This window comes from Streptomyces sp. NBC_00005 (assembly GCF_045160215.1).
In the GTDB taxonomy this organism is placed as follows: domain Bacteria; phylum Actinomycetota; class Actinomycetes; order Streptomycetales; family Streptomycetaceae; genus Streptomyces.
Map to the genome: position 1 here is coordinate 8,624,215 of NZ_CP108316.1, position 15,680 is coordinate 8,639,894.

Consider the following 15,680-nt stretch of genomic DNA (forward strand, 5'->3'; position numbering starts at 1 on the left):
TACGGATAGCGTCTGCACTATGTCTGATGCTGCGCAGCCCACCGCTGCCGAGGTACGAGCCGCCGCCGAGGCGGTCAAGACCGCGCTCGACCGCCACCTGGCCGCGGTCGAACGCAGGTCCGGGGAGGACGACCCGGCTGTCTACGAAGCGTTCAACGAGCTGGCCGCGGCCGCCGAGACGTACGACGAGCTGCTTTACGACCGGTACGACGAGGTCACGCCCTTCGAGATCCCCGGCGCGGAGGACACACTGCCGCCGTACACGGGCCCCGAGGAGCCGAACGCGCTGAGCGTGCTGCTCCGCCGTGACTACGCCGTCGTGGAGCCGCAACGGCTGCTGGCACAGGCACAGCGGGTGGAGGCGGCGGACTCCGAGGACGGCGCGGGCGCGGAGGCCTCGGCGACGGTGCACGGGGCGCTGGGCATCCTGTTCGGCGAGTTCGAGCCGGACGAGATCGCCTCGCGGCACAAGGAGTTCGGGCTGGAGGAGGGCGACTCCACGCTCTGGGTGACGGCCACGGACGAACCGGCCGATCCCGGCGAGTGGCTGGAGGCGCCGTTCGACCAGATCGATCCGCAGCGGGTGGTCTGCCGCTTCGACGTCAGCGCGGTCTTCGACGACGAGATCGACGACGGGCGCCTCGCCGGCGTGGACGACGACGACCTCGAGGACGACCTCGACCCGGAGCTGGACGGCGACGAGGAGTTGGAGCCGCTGGACGCCGACCGCTGACGCGGAGCATCGACGGACGGTACGGCCGAGACGGAGGCGGCCCCGGGGAGAGAACCCCGGGGCCGCCTCCGTCGTCGTTCTTGCAGTGCCGGACTCAGCCGGTGGTCGGCACCTGTGTCGCCAGCAGGAGCGGCAGGCGGGTGGTGCGGGGCTTGGCCGGGACCTCGGCCACGGCTCGGGGGAGTGCCTGTTCCACGCCGTGGACCACGGACAGGTGGCGGTCCGCCCTGCCGAACGCCGTGTAGACCCACGGACGGCTCAGGGTCTGCGCCGCGTCCCCGGGCAGCACCGCGACCACCGCGGGCCACCGGTTGCCGACCGCCTGGTGCGCGGTCAGCGCCCACCCGTGCCGCACGGACTGCTCCACCCGCTCCTTCGGTACGACGACGGGGGCGCCCGAGCACGACAGGTGCAGCCCCTCGGCGTCGGCCGTCACGACGTTGCCCGGCACCGTACGGCCCGGTGCGGGGGAGTAGGCGATCCGGTCGCCGGGGTCGAACCCGCCGAAGCGGCCGGGGCCGGGGTTGAGGCGTTCCTTCAGCGCCACGTTGAGCGCCCGCGTGCCCGCCGCGCCGCCGTGGCCCGGGGTGATCACCACGGTCTGCTCGGGCGGGACGCCGATCGCCCGGGGCACCGAGTCCGCGACGAGCTGCACGGTCCGGTGCACGGCCTCGCCCGCGTCCCGCACGGGGACGATCACGACCTCCTTGCCGGGGGCCTCGACCTGGTTGAGCTCGCCGATGCCGATACCGGAGACCAGCTCGCCCAGGGGCCCGGGATCCGGCAGCCGGGAGGCGACCTGGGGGCAGATCCGAGCCGCCATCAGATCGGCGAACACCCGCCCGGGCCCGGCCGACCACAGCACCGCCGGGTCACCCGTCGCCACCAGTCGGGCACCGTCGGGCAGGGACTCGACGAGCAGAGCCGCCGTCTCGACGTCCAGCTGGGGCGCGTCGAGCAGGACGAGGAGATCCAGATCCAACGCACCGTCCGCGTCCCGACCGGGACCCTCGGCGCCGGAGAGCAGACCGGCGAGGGTGGCGACGGAGGCCGCGCCGGACGCGGCACCGTCCACCACAGGGCCGTCGGCCGTAGGACCGCCCGGTGTGCGGCTGTTGGGGATGGCGTCGTCCGCTCGGCCCTGCCCGGACCGCAACGCCGCGAATCGGTCGCGCCCGACCGGGGTGTGGGTGGCGGCCCAGGCGCGCAGGCCGAGGCCGGCTGCTGCTCGCAGCAGTGCCGCCGGTTCGGCCAGGGACGCCTCGCCGCCGGTGTGCAGCACCAGGCCGTGGCCCGCGACCGCGCGGATGAGTTCGGCGGTGGAGGCCTGCGCGGAGGTGGCGGCCCGCTCCCAGTCCTCGGCCGAACGGTCTTCCTTCGGCACCGAGTTGATCAGCCGGGCCAGGCCGTCGGCGAGGCTCTCCTCCGCCAGCGCGTACCGCTCCAGGCCGACCAGGATCCGCACTGGGCGCTCCTCGGCCTCCTCGCCTTCCTCGCTCGCCTCCGGTGCCGGAGCGGTCGGGTCCAGGGCGTCCTGGAAGACCAGGGCCTCGCCCTCCGCGACGGCACTCTGCACGGCCTCGTCGGCATCGGGCACGCCCCGCTGGGCCAGCGCCGCGGTGAGCGCCGGCAGCTCCAGGGCCGTGTGCCCGGCGAGGGCCGCCTGCTCCAGCAGCCACCCCGTCAGCGCCCGGCCCCGCCGCTCGTCGTCCGGCCCGCATTCCGCGCCGAGCAGCGCGCGAGCGAACCCGTCGGCCTGCTCGGGCCGTACGCCGCCGACGCGCAACAGCAGCCAGGGATCTGCCCGCAGGAGGTCGTCCGCACCCTCGCCGAGGGCGGCGGCAACCTGCGGCGCGAGCGTGTCCGGTGCGCCGCCGTCGGTCAGCACGCGCTGTACCGCGTCGACCGCCACCGGCGCGGGAGCCGCGGCCGCCGGCATCGGCTGCGGACGCCGTACCGGTTCGGGGGCGGCGCGGCGCGGAGCGCGCTCGGGCTCGCTGAACACGGTGGCCACGGGCTTCTCGCCGCTCTCCACGGCCCGGACGGCGGCGAGCAGATCGGCCGCCTTTCCGCTGAGCTTCGCACCGGCCTCGACGGGCCCCGCCTTCTCGGCCTTCCGCCGCTCGATCCGCTCCCGCTCCAACCGCTGAGCGGCCAACTCGGCCTCGGCCTCGGACAACTGAGTGGCGGCCTCACCCTCACCGCCCGCCGCGGCAGGCGCAGCCGTGGCCTCCTCGGGGCTCTCGTCCCCCGCCTCCCCGGCGTCGTCCTCCGCTGAGGCCGATCGGGCCGGGACGTCCGGCTCGCCGCCCCGTGTCGCGGCGCCCGGCGTCCCCGGCTCGGCGTTCTCGGCTTCCTCGGTGGGCTCGGGCTCCGTGCTCACAGCGTGCTCCAGTCGTGATCGGGATAGCGGTGCACGGGCGCCGACACGTCGTCGAGCGCCCGGCAGATCTCGTCAGGAAGACTAAGGGCCTCCACTGACAATGCCGCCGTGAGCTGCTGCGAGTTGCGCGCGCCGACGATGGGCGCGGCCACGCCGGGCCGGTCGCGGATCCACGCCAGGGCGACCTGGAGGGGCGTCACGGCGAGCCCGTCCGCCGCGGTTTGCACGGCGTCCACGATGCGGCTCGCCGTGTCGTCGAGGTACGGCGCGACGAAGGGCGCCAGGTGTTCCGAGGCGCCGCGCGAGTCGGGAGGCATGGCGTCGCCGCGGTACTTGCCCGTCAGGACCCCCCGGCCCAGCGGCGAGGACGGCAGCAGGCCGATGCCCAAGTCCAGCGCGGCCGGCAGCACCTCGCGCTCCACACCGCGCTGCAGCAGCGAGTACTCGACCTGCGTGCTCGCCAGCCGCGTCCGCATGCCGGGAGCCGCGAGCTGCCACGTCGCCGCCTTGGCGATCTGCCAGCCGCAGAAGTTGGAGACGCCGGCATAGCGGGCGCGACCGCTGCTGACCGCCAGGTCGAGGGTCTGGAGGGTCTCCTCGAGCGGGGTGTACGGGTCGAAGGCGTGGATGTGCCAGACGTCGACGTAGTCCGTGCCGAGCCGGGCGAGTGAGGCGTCCAGCGCGGAGAGCAGGTGCCCGCGCGAGCCGTCGACACGGCGGTCCGGGTCCGGGTCCGGCACGCTGCCGGCCTTGGTGGAGATCACCAGGTCCCGCCGCGGGACCAGGCCTTCTATGAGGCGTCCGAGCAGGTACTCGGCCTCCCCGTCGCCGTACACGTCCGCCGTGTCGACGAGGCTCCCGCCCGCCTCCCAGAACGTCTTCATGAGGTCCGCGGCGTCGTGCTCGTCGGTGTCCCTGCCCCAGGTGAGGGTGCCGAGTCCGATGCGGGACACGCGAAGGCCGGTACGGCCGAGATACCTCTGCTCCATGAACGCCGAGATTACTGGCCTGAACCTGTGGTGTGGGGGCCTGTGGACAACCAGTTTCCGTGATCGGCACGGGTGTTGATGCCGACGCCGTCCCGGCCCGGTCCGCCGCTGTGCGCAACGCGACTGCCCGCCGCCCGGCGCCGCGCGCTACTGTCTCCGGAACAGGGACGTTACTGATCGGTAAGGGGATCGCCATGCAGCTCGGGATCAACCTCGGCTACTGGGGTGCCGGAATGGACGCGGACAACCTGGCGGTCGCGCAGGAGGCCGATCGTCTCGGGTACGCCGTGTGCTGGGCCGCCGAGGCCTACGGGTCGGACGCGGCCACGGTGCTCAGCTGGGTCGCCGCCCAGACCGAGCGCATCGACGTTGGCTCGGCCATCTTCCAGATCCCGGCCCGCCAGCCGGCGATGACCGCGATGACGGCCGCCACTCTCGACTCGCTCTCCGGCGGCCGCTTCCGCCTCGGCCTCGGCGTCTCAGGCCCGCAGGTCTCCGAGGGCTGGTACGGCGTCAAGTTCGACAAGCCGCTGGCACGCACGCGTGAGTACGTCGAGATCGTACGCAAGGCGATGACGCGCGAGCGGCTGTCCTACGACGGTCAGCACTGGACGCTGCCGCTGCCCGGCGGCCCCGGCAAGCCGATCAAGCTGACCGTGCACCCGGAGCGCGAGCACATCCCGCTGTACATCGCCGCGATCGGCCCGAAGAACCTCGAGCAGACCGGTGAGATCGCCGACGGCGCCCTGGTGATCTTCCCCTCCGCCGAGCACCTGGAGGACACCACGATCAAGTACCTGCGCGCCGGGCGCGAGAAGGCGGGCAAGACCCTCGACGGCTTCGACGTCTGCCCGACGCTCCCGCTCGCCCTCGGCGAGGACAAGGACGTGTCCACGCTCGCCGACGCCTTCCGTCCCTACACCGCCCTGTACGTCGGCGGCATGGGCAGCGCCAAGCAGAACTTCTACAACCAGCTCGCGCAGCGCATGGGCTTCGAGGCCGCGGCCGCCGAGATCCAGGAGAAGTACCTGTCCGGCGACAAGCAGGGCGCCGCCGCCGCCGTCCCGCACGACCTGATCGACAAGACGACGCTGCTCGGCTCCGTGGACCGCATCGCGGACCGGATGAAGGAGTACGCGGCGGCCGGAGTCACCACCCTGAGCCTGAACCCGGCCGGCTTCACGCTCGACGAGCGGATCGCCTCGCTCCGCGCCGGCACCGAGGCCCTGGAGCGGGCCGGGCTGGCGTAACAGGAGCGGACGAAAGAGGTTTCTGCGGCCGTGGTGGGGGCTCGGGGGGTCTTCCCCGCCACGGCCGTCACGGAGAACAACGCGCCTGGGCCCGCGTGGTTACGCCCCCGAAGTGACCCCGTGGGTCCTCCTTTTGGCGGAGTTGTCCGACACAGCTGTTGCAGCACCTCTCAAGCCGCATTTGACTCGTTTTTTGCGGAGTCCGGCGGAATTCTGCGAGTCCTGCAGAGAGGTGCCCACGATGCTTTCGGCAAAGAGCCTGTTCCAGGAGATCCTCGACGACGACGAGTCCTTCGCCCTCTTCTGCTCCATCGCGGCCAGCGGGGAGTCGCAGGGCGGCTGGGAGAACGCCCGCATCGCGGCGCTCGTACCGGAGAGCGAACGCGCTCTCGCCCCCAAGATCACCAGGCACGGCGCCGACGAGGACAAGCACGGGCGGATCTTCCGGGCCCTGATGAAGAAGCGCGGCCTGGAGTCGGTGCCCGTACCGACCGACACCGACTACACGATGCTCCTGGAGAGGCACGGCATCGGTCTCGCCCACGAGAAGCTCAAGAGCGACGATCCCCTGACCGTCCAGGACATCGTCACCTACCTGTCCCACAGCCGGGTCACCGAACAGCGCGCCTCCGAGCAGATGGAGCTGCTGCGCCGGCACTTCGCCGACCATCCCGACGTCGGCCGCGCGGTGAAGATGATCTCGAACGACGAGGACAACCATCTGGCCTACTGCCACGAGGAGTTGCTGCGTTTCGCCCACGCCGGGCACGGCCGGGCCATCCAGCGGACGCTGCGGGAGTGCGCGCTCGCGGAGATCCGCATCTACCGGGACGTCAGCCTCGCCGTCATGGACCACATGGGACGCATCCTCGGCTGGCCCAGGGCCAAGTCGGCCGTGCTCGCCGCCGGTATCCACGCCGTCTACGCGTACGAGCGGTCCGCCGGCTGGCGGCGGATGGTGAGCCTCGAGATGCCACAGCGGCGCGACGCGCTCGGCGAGCCCGCGACGACCGCGCCCGAGTTCGCCTGAAGCCCGGACGGCCGGTCCCTACAGCCAGCCCCGGCGCTTGAACTGCCGGTACAGCAACACCTCCAGGCCGGCCATCGCCAGGATCACCACCGGGTACGCCCACAGCCAGTGCAGCTCCGGCATGTGGTCGAAGTTCATGCCGTAGATCCCCGCGATCATCGTGGGGACCGCCGCCATGGCCGCCCACGCGGAGATCTTCCGCATGTCGTCGTTCTGCCGGACACTCATCTGCGCGAGATGGGCCGAGAGCACGTCCGAGACCAGTCGGTCCAGGCCCTCCACGGACTCGTTCACGCGCGTGAGGTGGTCACTCACGTCCCGGAAGAACGGCTGTGCCTTCTCGTGGACGAAGGGCACCCGGACACCGAAGAGCCCGTTGCCCGCGAGCCGGGTCAGCGGCTGCGCCAGGGGGCCCGTGGCCCGGCGGAACTCCAGGACCTGCCGCTTGAAGGCGTAGATGCGGGACGCGGTGTGCCGCGAGCCCCCGCCGGTCGGCGAGAACACCTCCGCCTCCAGCTCCTCCAGGTCGGTCCCCAGCTCGCCCGCCACCTCCAGGTAGTGGTCGACCACCGCGTCGGCGATCGAGTACAGCACCGCCGTGGGTCCGTGCCGGAGCATCTCGGGCTCGTCCTCGAGCCGGTGCCGCACGGCGGCGAGCGGCGCCTCCTCGCCGTGGCGAACGGTCACCACGAACGAGTCGCCCACGAAGACCATCACTTCGCCCGAGGTGACGATGTCGCTCTTCGCCTCGTACCCGACCGGCTTGAGCACCATGAACAGCGAGTCGTCGTACACCTCGAGCTTGGGGCGCTGATGCGCGTTCAGGGCGTCCTCGACGGCCAGCGGATGCAGCGCGAACTCCTCCGTGACCCGGTCGAACTCCTTCTCCGTCGGCTCGTACAGGCCGATCCAGACGAAGGCGTCACCCCCGCGACGGCACTGTGCGAGGGCGTCGGAGAGGTCCGCGGGCCCCTCGGTGCGACGCCCGTCCCGGTAGATGGCGCAGTCGACGATCACGGAGCGTATTCTCCCGCCGTCCGCCCGTGGATGCACCCGGGCGTGCGCCTACCCTTGGCCGCATGCCCACGCTGATCCTGGTCCGGCACGGACGTTCCACCGCCAACACCGAGGGGGTGCTCGCCGGCTGGACGCCCGGTGTCGCCCTCGACGAGCGCGGGGCCGCGCAGGCCGCCGCACTGCCAGGGCGGCTCGCCGAGCTGCCGATCTCCGAGATCGTCACCAGCCCGCTGCAGCGCTGTCAGGAGACGATGCGGCCGCTCCTTGACGCCCGGCCGGAGCTCAGCGCCCACACCGAGGAGCGGATCGGGGAGTGCCACTACGGCGACTGGTCCGGCCGCAAGCTCGCCGAGCTCAAGGACGAGCCGCTGATGCAGGTCGTGCAGGCGCACCCGTCGGCAGCCGCGTTCCCCGGCGGCGAGTCGATGCGGGCGATGCAGACCCGGGCCGCCGAAGCCGTACGCGAGTGGAACGCGCGCGTGGAGCGCGACCACGGCGCCGATGCCGTCTTCCTCATGTGCTCACACGGCGACATCATCAAGTCCCTCGTCGCGGACGCACTCGGACTTCATCTCGACCTCTTCCAGAGGATCTCCGTCGAACCGTGTTCCATCACCGCGATCCGTTACACACGTCTGAGGCCGTTCCTCGTACGCCTTGGTGACACCGGTGATTTCGGGTCTCTGGCGCCGCGCGAGGAGCCCCCGGCCGACGACGCCACGGTAGGGGGCGGTGCGGGCGCACCGTGATCGTCGGGCGCAGTAGGGTGAAGCGGTCGCAGTAGCGCCGCTTTCGTCCGCGGAACGCAGCCGCTGCGGCCATCGGTCCGATGTCGATCCACGATTTCCAGGAGACAGGACGTGTCCCGTCAGGTGTTCCTCTACGACCCCCCGGACCGCTTCGTGGCCGGTACGGTCGGTATGCCCGGACGCCGTACGTTCTTCCTCCAGGCCATCGCAGGCCCCCGAGTGACCAGCGTTGCCCTGGAGAAGACCCAGGTCGCCGCCCTTGCCGAGCGCATGGACGAACTGCTCGACGAGGTCGTACGGCGCAGTGGCGGCAGCGCCGCCGTCCCGGCCGTGGCCTCCACCGAGGTCTCCGACACCGACCCGCTGGACACCCCCGTGGAGGAGGAGTTCCGGGTTGGCACCATGGCCCTCGCCTGGGACGGCGACGAACAGCGCATGATCGTCGAGGCGCAGGCCCTCGTGGAGCTCGACGCCGAGTCCGAGGAGGACCTGGCCGAGGCCGAGGAACGCCTGCTCCAGGACGAGGAGAACGGGCCCCCGATGCTGCGGGTCCGGCTGACCGGCGTGCAGGCGAGGGCCTTCGCCAAGCGCGCCCTCGACGTCGTCAACGCCGGGCGGCCGCCGTGCCCGCTGTGCAGTCTCCCGCTCGACCCGGAAGGACACGTATGTCCGCGCCAGAACGGATACCGCCGCGGAGCGTGACGCCCGTCGAGCTGCTCGCCGACGGCGAGCTCACCGTGCGCGGCCGTATCCGTGAGGCGTCCAACGCCGCGCTGTACTGCACGATCTCCCACGAGGGCCAGGAGGCGGCCTGCATCTACAAGCCCGTCGCCGGTGAGCGGCCGCTGTGGGACTTCCCCGACGGGAACCTCGCCCGGCGCGAGGTGGCCGCCTACGAGGTCTCCGAGGCGACCGGCTGGGGGCTCGTCCCGCCCACCGTGCTGCGGGAGGGGCCGTACGGCGAGGGGATGGTGCAGCTGTGGATCGAGGTGTCCGCAGAGGGAGACGCGGCCGAACTGCTCGCCCTGGTGGACGGTGAGGAGCCGGAGCCCGGCTGGAAGGCGATCGGCCTCGCCGAGGTGGGCGAGGGGCGGACGGCACTGCTGGTGCACGCCGACGACGAGCGGCTGCGCCGGCTGGCCGTGCTCGACGCCGTGATCAACAACGCGGACCGCAAGGGCGGCCATCTCCTGCCGACGGCCGAGGGCCGGTTGTATGCGATCGACCACGGAGTGACCTTCAACACCGAGAACAAGCTCAGGACGCTGCTGTGGGGGTGGGCGGGGGAGCCGCTGGAGCCGGAGGCGGTCGACGTCCTCAAGACCCTCCAGGAAGCCCTGGGAACGCAAGGAGCGCTGGCCACGCGGCTGGCCGGGCTGATCACCGGCGCCGAACTCGAGGCCACACGCGCGCGTGTCGCCGTACTGCTGGAGTCCGGCAGGCACCCGGAGCCCAGCGGGGAGTGGCCTGCCATTCCCTGGCCACCCGTCTAACGGCACACTGTTCCTTATCGCGCAAGGACGCCTTACCGGCCATCCGGCCCGGTCCGGTTCGTATACGGAACTTCCGTCCGGTTAGGCTCATGACATGCATGCCTGGCCCGCTTCCGAGGTCCCCGCCCTGCCTGGTCAGGGCCGCGACCTGAGGATCCACGACACCGCGACCGGCGGTCCGGTCTCCCTGGACCCCGGTCCCGTCGCCCGTATCTACGTCTGCGGCATCACGCCGTACGACGCGACCCACATGGGTCATGCGGCTACCTACAACGCGTTCGACCTCGTTCAGCGCGTGTGGCTCGACACCAAGCGGCAGGTTCAGTACGTCCAGAACGTGACCGACGTAGACGATCCGCTCCTCGAGCGGGCGCAGCGCGACGGCATCGACTGGGTCGCCCTGGCCGAGCAGGAGACGACCCTCTTCCGCGAGGACATGACCGCCCTGCGGATGCTGCCCCCGCAGCACTACATAGGCGCGGTCGAGGCGATACCCGGCATCGTGCCGCTCGTCGAGCGCCTGCGGGACGCGGGCGCCGCCTACGAACTCGAGGGCGACGTCTACTTCTCCGTCGAGTCCGACCCCCACTTCGGCAAGGTCTCGGGCCTCGATGCCGCCGCCATGCGGCTGCTGTCCGCCGAGCGCGGCGGCGACCCGGACCGTCCGGGCAAGAAGAACCCGCTCGACCCGATGCTGTGGATGGCCGCCCGTGAGGGCGAGCCGAGCTGGGACGGCGCATCGCTCGGCCGCGGCCGGCCCGGCTGGCACATCGAGTGCGTCGCCATCGCCCTCGACCACCTCGGTATGGGCTTCGACGTCCAGGGCGGCGGCTCCGACCTCGCCTTCCCGCACCACGAGATGGGCGCCTCGCACGCCCAGGTGCTGACCGGCGAGTTCCCCATGGCCAAGGCGTACGTCCACGCCGGCATGGTCGCCCTGGACGGCGAGAAGATGTCCAAGTCCAAGGGCAATCTGGTCTTCGTCTCCAAGCTGCGGCGCGACGGGGTGGACCCGGCCGCGATCCGCCTGGCGCTGCTCGCCCACCACTACCGGTCCGACTGGGAGTGGACCGACCAGGTGCTCGAGGACGCCGTGGCCCGCCTCGGGCGCTGGCGTGCCGCTGTGTCCCGCCCCGACGGGCCGCCCGCCGAGGCCCTCGTCGAGGAGATGCGCGAGGCCCTGGCGAACGACCTGGACGCCCCCGCCGCGCTCGCCGCGGTCGACCGCTGGGCCGCGCGGCAGGACGCCGAGGGCGGCACGGACATCGGCGCACCCGGTGTCGTATCGCGGGCTGTGGACGCTCTGTTGGGCGTCGCTCTGTAGTCGCTGAGGCACGGGAAAGGGGCGCTTCCTCCCCGCGGGTGGAAGCGCCCCTTTCTGTTGCTCAGGTGCCGGTCAGATCCGCTGGATCCGTATGCTGCGCAGGACGTTCGGCGAGCCGGAGTCCCAGACGCCGATCACCTGGTGCCCGAAGGCGAAGGCCTCCTGGATCTGCTGGTGGATCTGCGGGGTCGGGTTGTTGAAGACCCGGAACTGGTTGTTGATCCGCAGGAAGATCTGCTGCGGCTGCCCCGGGAGCGGCTGCACGATGTCGACGAAGCCGTTCGCCACACCGGCAGCGAGAACCTGTGCCTGGACCTGCTGGACGGCCTGCTGGAGCACGGTCTGCGCGAGCTGCTGGAGCTGCTGTTGCGTCTGCTGCTCCTGCTGCTGTGCCTGCTGGTCCTGCTGCTGCATCTGCGGGTTCTGCTGTGGCTGACCGAACGGCTGCTGTTGCTGCTGCTGGCCGAGCTGCTGCAGCAGCTGCTGGAAGGGCTGTTGCTGGCTGAGCTGCTGGAGCTGCTCCAGAGAGCCGCCGCCCATCCCCATGGGCTGCTGCTGGCCGAACGGCTGCTGCTGACCGACGCCCTGCTGCCCGAACGGCTGCTGCTGGTACTGCTGGTAGGGCGACGTGCTCGGGAACTGCTGGCCTTGCTGCTGTCCCAGTTGGCTCATCTGCGGGGTGGTGCTCATGCGGGTGCCACCTTCCCTTGCTGGAGACTTGCCTTGATGGGTCGTTCCTGCGGTGGACAGGTCAGCCCGTGACGACCAGGCCGACGATCTCGTCGTCCGAGAACCACACCCGGACGTCGGGCCGTCCCCCCGCGAAGGCGGTGTGCACCGCCTGGCGGATCTCGGGGGACGGGTGGTTGAGGTTGCGCCAGGCGCCGGCCACGAACAGCCGTAGCCTCGGCGGGAGTTCACGGGGGTAGGGCAACAGCTCGTCCCAGTACCGTTCGGCCTGGCCCGAGCCGACCGCCTGCGGCAGCAGATGGGTGACCGCCGCCTTGATGTCGGGCCGGCTGCCGATCCGCTGCGAGGCGGGCCGACCGGGCGCGTCCTGCTGCGGGGAGCCCGTGGCCCGCAGCACCGTGCGCGCACGCTCCGGGGACATCGGCTGCTGGGCGGCCGCCTTGAGCATGCCCTGCAGCGCGGCCAGCGCGCCGACCACCACCGGGGAGGCGGAGGAGGTCCCGGAGAACGTGTCCGTGTACCAGGCGATCTCCTCGGGTCCGCCCTGCAGATCGCCGGGCTTGTCCCAGAAGCCGCCGGTGGTCGTCACCTCGCGCCCCCAGCCCTGGGCGTCGAGGCGGGCGCCGTAGTTGGAGAACGAGAGCCTCGACCGGTCCGGGCCGTGGTCGCGGCCGTGCGTGCCGGGCGGCGGTGCGCCCGCACCGACCAGGACGGCGCCGGAGGACTGATTGGACGGGTTGAACGGGTTGCGCCACCACTCCGGGAACTCGTCGGGGCGGCGCTCGTAGACCGCGTCGTCCAGCGATTCGCTGCCGTTGCCTGCCGCCTCGACGACGAGGACGCCCTTGGCGGTGGCGTACCGGATGGCCGCGAAGTCGTCAGGCCACCACTCGATCGCGACGTAGCCGCGCTGGTCGTCGCGCTCGGCGTACTCGAACTGCGGTCCGGGGCGGTGGAGTTCGATCAGTACGACGTCGCCGGGGGCGAGGCGGTCGGCCGCCGCGTGGATCGCGGCCGCCGTGCCGATGCCCTGGAAGGACGCGGCCGCGGTCACCGCTTCCGGCACGATGCCGTTGACCCCGTACTCGTTGCGGTCGCCGCCGATCACGCCGATCACGGCGGTGCCGTGGTTGCGCCAGGCGAGGTCGGTCAGCGGGGTGCCGACCACGACGCCGGCAAGCTTGGCGGCCAGGTCCTCGTGGCCCAACTGCCAGGCGCCCTCCACGTCGATGACCGTCACCCCCTGACCCGATCCACCGGGCCGCTGCCATGCCCAGTGGGCGTCGATCCCCTCGGGTGCCGCCCGCAGATAGCCCTGGCGGCTGCTGAAGTCGGGGGTGACCGGGGCGCCTTCCTTCAGCCGGCCGCTCTCCTGAGCCAAGGACGCCGGTACGGCGCCGGACTTGATGTACGCCGTCTCGATCCCCGGCAGTGCGGCGATCCGCGAGCGCAGCTCCTCGGCGCGGGTCTCCCCGCCGCGTACCCGGTAGAACATCGCGAGGTCGGGCACATTGCCCTCGCCCGGGGCGGCGGACTGCTGGAGCCGCTCCTCGCTGCCGAACAGCGGCTCCAGCGCCAGCTGTTCGTCGCTGAGGAACATGTTGAGAGCCGAGACGTCGGCTCCCGCGGCCGAGCGGACGCCCTCGGTCTGGGCGCGCAGCCGGGCCTCGGGGCGGGCGACGACGATCAGTTCCCGCTCGGCTCCTCGATAGGTGAATCCTGCTCCGTCGGGCCCCGGACCGGACGTTCCCGGTCCCTGTGGCGACTGTGCCTGGTCGGTCATCGGGTGTCGCTCCCTTCGGTCCGTGCGGGTGCGCCATCGCTGCACAACCAAGCACGCCCGGGGCGAGGCGTCCAGAGCGTCGTCGCCAACTCGGTTTGAAACAAGTTGAATTGGGTACCGTGTGCAATCCGTCCTGAAACAGATGTCACCCCTCAATCGGGCCAAAGGCTGACGAGGTGACTGTCATGTGCTGGGGCGACAGCGCCAGTTGGCCGCTCGGGCGGATATCGAGGCAACCCGAGCGGATGGAGACACAAGGAGGGCGGTGCGCTTCCCGCGCACCGCCCTCACCTGGACTCACTCGTTCATACCCGTCCGGTCATTCCTCCGACGACTCCTCGTCGTCGCTACCCGGCTTGGGCGGTTTCGGCGGCTTCGTACGGCCGCTGGGGTTGTCCCGCAGATAGGACGAGCTGTCGCTGCCGTCCGCGGTCGCATGTCCGCCGCTCGACGGGCCCGACCCGTCCCGGCGCCGCAGATACCGCTCGAACTCGCGGGCGATCGCCTCGCCCGACGCCTCCGGCAGCTCCGCGGTGTCCCGTGCCTCCTCCAGCGTCTGGACGTACTCGGCGACCTCGCTGTCCTCGGCGGCCAGCTGGTCCACGCCGACCTGCCAGGCGCGCGCGTCCTCGGGCAGCTCGCCCAGCGGGATGCGCACGTCGATCAGGTCCTCCAGGCGGTTGAGCAGGGCCAGCGTCGCCTTCGGGTTCGGCGGCTGCGACACGTAGTGCGGCACGGCGGCCCACAGCGAGACCGCCGGCACGCCCGCGTGCGTACAGGCCTCCTGCAGGACGCCGACGATGCCCGTGGGCCCCTCGTACTTGGTCTCCTCCAGGTCCATGCGCTGCGCCAGGTCCGCGTCGGACGTGGTGCCGCTGATCGGGACCGGACGTGTGTGCGGGGTGTCGCCGAGCAGTGCGCCCAGCACGACCACCAGCTCCACACCCAGCTCGTGCGCGAAGCCCAGCAGCTCGTTGCAGAACGAGCGCCACCGCATCGACGGTTCGATACCTCGGACGAGTACGAGGTCGCGTGGCTTCTCGCCGCCGACCCGGACCACCGAAAGGCGGGTCGTCGGCCACGTGATCTTGCGCACGCCGCCGTCCATCCACACCGTGGGGCGGTTCACCTGGAAGTCGTAGTAGTCCTCGGCGTCCAGCGCCGCGAACACCTCGCCCTTCCATTCCCTGTCCAGATGCGCGACCGCGGTGGAGGCGGCGTCGCCGGCATCGTTCCAGCCCTCGAACGCGGCCACCATGACCGGGTCGATCAGCTCGGGTACCCCCTCGAGCTCGATCACCCAGGCCTCCTTCCGACGTGCCCTCGCTTGACCACCCAACCTTACGGCGTGCGGCGGGGGCGCCCGCAGCCCCCTTGCACGGGGGAGTGAACGGATCACTGCCCCGAACGCCACCGCGGAACACCCCCCGGTCGAAGGAGTGGAACCGGTTGCCGTCCGGGACTTCACGCCCTGGAGCTCACAGCGTCGAGCGCAACCACTGCTCCACGCTCGCGATGTGCACCGTCGCCCAGGACCGCGCGGCCTCCGCGTCCCGGTCGCGCAGGGCGGCCAGGATCGCCCGGTGCTCGTGCAGGGTGCGGCTGACCGCGTCCTCCTGCGTGAGACCGCGCCAGATGCGGGCGCGCGTGGTCGGCCCCGACAGACCGTCCAGCAGCGAGCAGAGCACCGAGTTGCCGGAGCTCTGCACGATGCCGCGGTGGAAGTCGAGGTCGCAGGCGACGAGCTCCTCCACCGAAGGGGCCTTGCCGAGCTTGTCCAACTGCGCCGAGAGCGCGTCGAGTTGCTGCTCGCTGATCTTGGAGGCGGCCATCGCCGTCGCGGCCGGCTCCAGGATGCGGCGCACCGCCAGGAACTCCAGCACCGTGTCGTCGCGGTGGAAGTCGACGACGAAGCTCAGCGCCTCCAGCAGCAGCTGCGGATCGAGGCTGGTCACATAGGTGCCGTCGCCCTGCCGCACGTCCAGGATGCGGATCAGCGACAGCGCGCGCACGGCCTCCCGCAGGGAGTTGCGGGACAGTCCGAGCTCGGCTGCCAGTTCGCTCTCCTTGGGCAGCCGGTCGCCGGGGCGCAGCGCGCCGGAGACGATCATTCCCTTGATTTTCTCGATCGCCTCGTCGGTGACTGCCATGGCCGGCCTCCCTGTCGTTCAGACCTGTCGTTCAGACATCCGATGTCTCAGGACATTATGGGGGTTCAGTGGGCTGAACGGGGCACCGA

14 protein-coding genes are annotated in these 15,680 nt (G+C 71.4%); 7 read left to right on the forward strand and 7 right to left on the reverse strand.

The window, feature by feature from the left end; translation table 11 throughout:
• The first annotated feature begins 19 nt into the window (after nucleotides 1–19).
• Complete coding sequence (locus OG303_RS39370) at nucleotides 20–733, forward strand: hypothetical protein (protein WP_405874649.1); 714 nt, start codon at nucleotides 20–22, stop codon at nucleotides 731–733.
• Between the two features lie 94 nt (nucleotides 734–827).
• Here the strand turns inward: OG303_RS39370 and OG303_RS39375 are convergent, their stop codons facing one another.
• Both OG303_RS39375 and OG303_RS39380 read right to left on the reverse strand, forming a co-directional pair.
• Nucleotides 828–3,116: a helix-hairpin-helix domain-containing protein gene (locus OG303_RS39375; protein WP_405874651.1), complete on the reverse strand. Its 2,289-nt coding sequence runs from the start codon at nucleotides 3,114–3,116 to the stop codon at nucleotides 828–830.
• Nucleotides 3,113–4,105: an aldo/keto reductase gene (locus OG303_RS39380; RefSeq protein WP_405874652.1), complete on the reverse strand. Its 993-nt coding sequence runs from the start codon at nucleotides 4,103–4,105 to the stop codon at nucleotides 3,113–3,115. Before OG303_RS39380 ends, OG303_RS39375 begins: the two co-directional genes overlap by 4 nt.
• Nucleotides 4,106–4,299: 194 nt before the next feature.
• On the opposite strand from OG303_RS39380, the gene OG303_RS39385 reads away from it, so the two are divergent.
• Both OG303_RS39385 and OG303_RS39390 read left to right on the forward strand, forming a co-directional pair.
• Nucleotides 4,300–5,355, forward strand: a complete 1,056-nt coding sequence (locus OG303_RS39385; protein WP_405874653.1) for an LLM class F420-dependent oxidoreductase — start codon at nucleotides 4,300–4,302, stop codon at nucleotides 5,353–5,355.
• 241 nt (nucleotides 5,356–5,596) lie between these two features.
• On the forward strand, nucleotides 5,597–6,385 hold the full coding sequence (locus tag OG303_RS39390) for a ferritin-like domain-containing protein (RefSeq protein WP_405874654.1): 789 nt from the start codon (nucleotides 5,597–5,599) through the stop codon (nucleotides 6,383–6,385).
• Between the two features lie 18 nt (nucleotides 6,386–6,403).
• Here the strand turns inward: OG303_RS39390 and corA are convergent, their stop codons facing one another.
• The gene (gene corA / locus OG303_RS39395; RefSeq protein WP_405874655.1) at nucleotides 6,404–7,402 is read right to left on the reverse strand and encodes a magnesium/cobalt transporter CorA; all 999 of its coding nucleotides are present in this window, start codon (nucleotides 7,400–7,402) and stop codon (nucleotides 6,404–6,406) included.
• A 62-nt stretch (nucleotides 7,403–7,464) separates the two neighbouring features.
• Between corA and OG303_RS39400 the strand changes: the two genes are divergently transcribed.
• The 4 genes from OG303_RS39400 to mshC all read left to right on the forward strand — a co-directional run bounded on the left by OG303_RS39400 (nucleotide 7,465) and on the right by mshC (nucleotide 10,968).
• A complete protein-coding gene (locus OG303_RS39400; RefSeq protein WP_405874657.1) occupies nucleotides 7,465–8,151 on the forward strand; it encodes a histidine phosphatase family protein in 687 nt (228 codons plus the stop codon).
• 111 nt (nucleotides 8,152–8,262) lie between these two features.
• Entirely contained in the window at nucleotides 8,263–8,853 is a 591-nt protein-coding gene (locus tag OG303_RS39405) for a DUF3090 domain-containing protein (RefSeq protein ID WP_405874659.1), read from the forward strand.
• Nucleotides 8,817–9,644, forward strand: a complete 828-nt coding sequence (locus OG303_RS39410) for an SCO1664 family protein (RefSeq protein ID WP_405874660.1) — start codon at nucleotides 8,817–8,819, stop codon at nucleotides 9,642–9,644. The genes OG303_RS39405 and OG303_RS39410 overlap by 37 nt, the downstream gene beginning before the upstream one ends.
• Before the next feature lie 94 nt (nucleotides 9,645–9,738).
• Nucleotides 9,739–10,968 (forward strand): cysteine--1-D-myo-inosityl 2-amino-2-deoxy-alpha-D-glucopyranoside ligase, encoded by a 1,230-nt coding sequence (gene mshC, locus OG303_RS39415; RefSeq protein WP_405874661.1) that lies wholly within the window; start codon nucleotides 9,739–9,741, stop codon nucleotides 10,966–10,968.
• 72 nt (nucleotides 10,969–11,040) lie between these two features.
• Here the strand turns inward: mshC and OG303_RS39420 are convergent, their stop codons facing one another.
• The 4 genes from OG303_RS39420 to OG303_RS39435 form a co-directional block, all read right to left on the reverse strand.
• Nucleotides 11,041–11,658, reverse strand: a complete 618-nt coding sequence (locus OG303_RS39420; protein WP_405874663.1) for a hypothetical protein — start codon at nucleotides 11,656–11,658, stop codon at nucleotides 11,041–11,043.
• A 61-nt stretch (nucleotides 11,659–11,719) separates the two neighbouring features.
• Nucleotides 11,720–13,441 (reverse strand): S8 family peptidase, encoded by a 1,722-nt coding sequence (locus tag OG303_RS39425; protein ID WP_405874664.1) that lies wholly within the window; start codon nucleotides 13,439–13,441, stop codon nucleotides 11,720–11,722.
• Between the two features lie 319 nt (nucleotides 13,442–13,760).
• Nucleotides 13,761–14,741 (reverse strand): PAC2 family protein, encoded by a 981-nt coding sequence (locus OG303_RS39430; protein ID WP_405874665.1) that lies wholly within the window; start codon nucleotides 14,739–14,741, stop codon nucleotides 13,761–13,763.
• A 178-nt stretch (nucleotides 14,742–14,919) separates the two neighbouring features.
• Nucleotides 14,920–15,591, reverse strand: a complete 672-nt coding sequence (locus tag OG303_RS39435) for a FadR/GntR family transcriptional regulator (protein WP_405874667.1) — start codon at nucleotides 15,589–15,591, stop codon at nucleotides 14,920–14,922.
• Nucleotides 15,592–15,680: the final 89 nt, after the last annotated feature.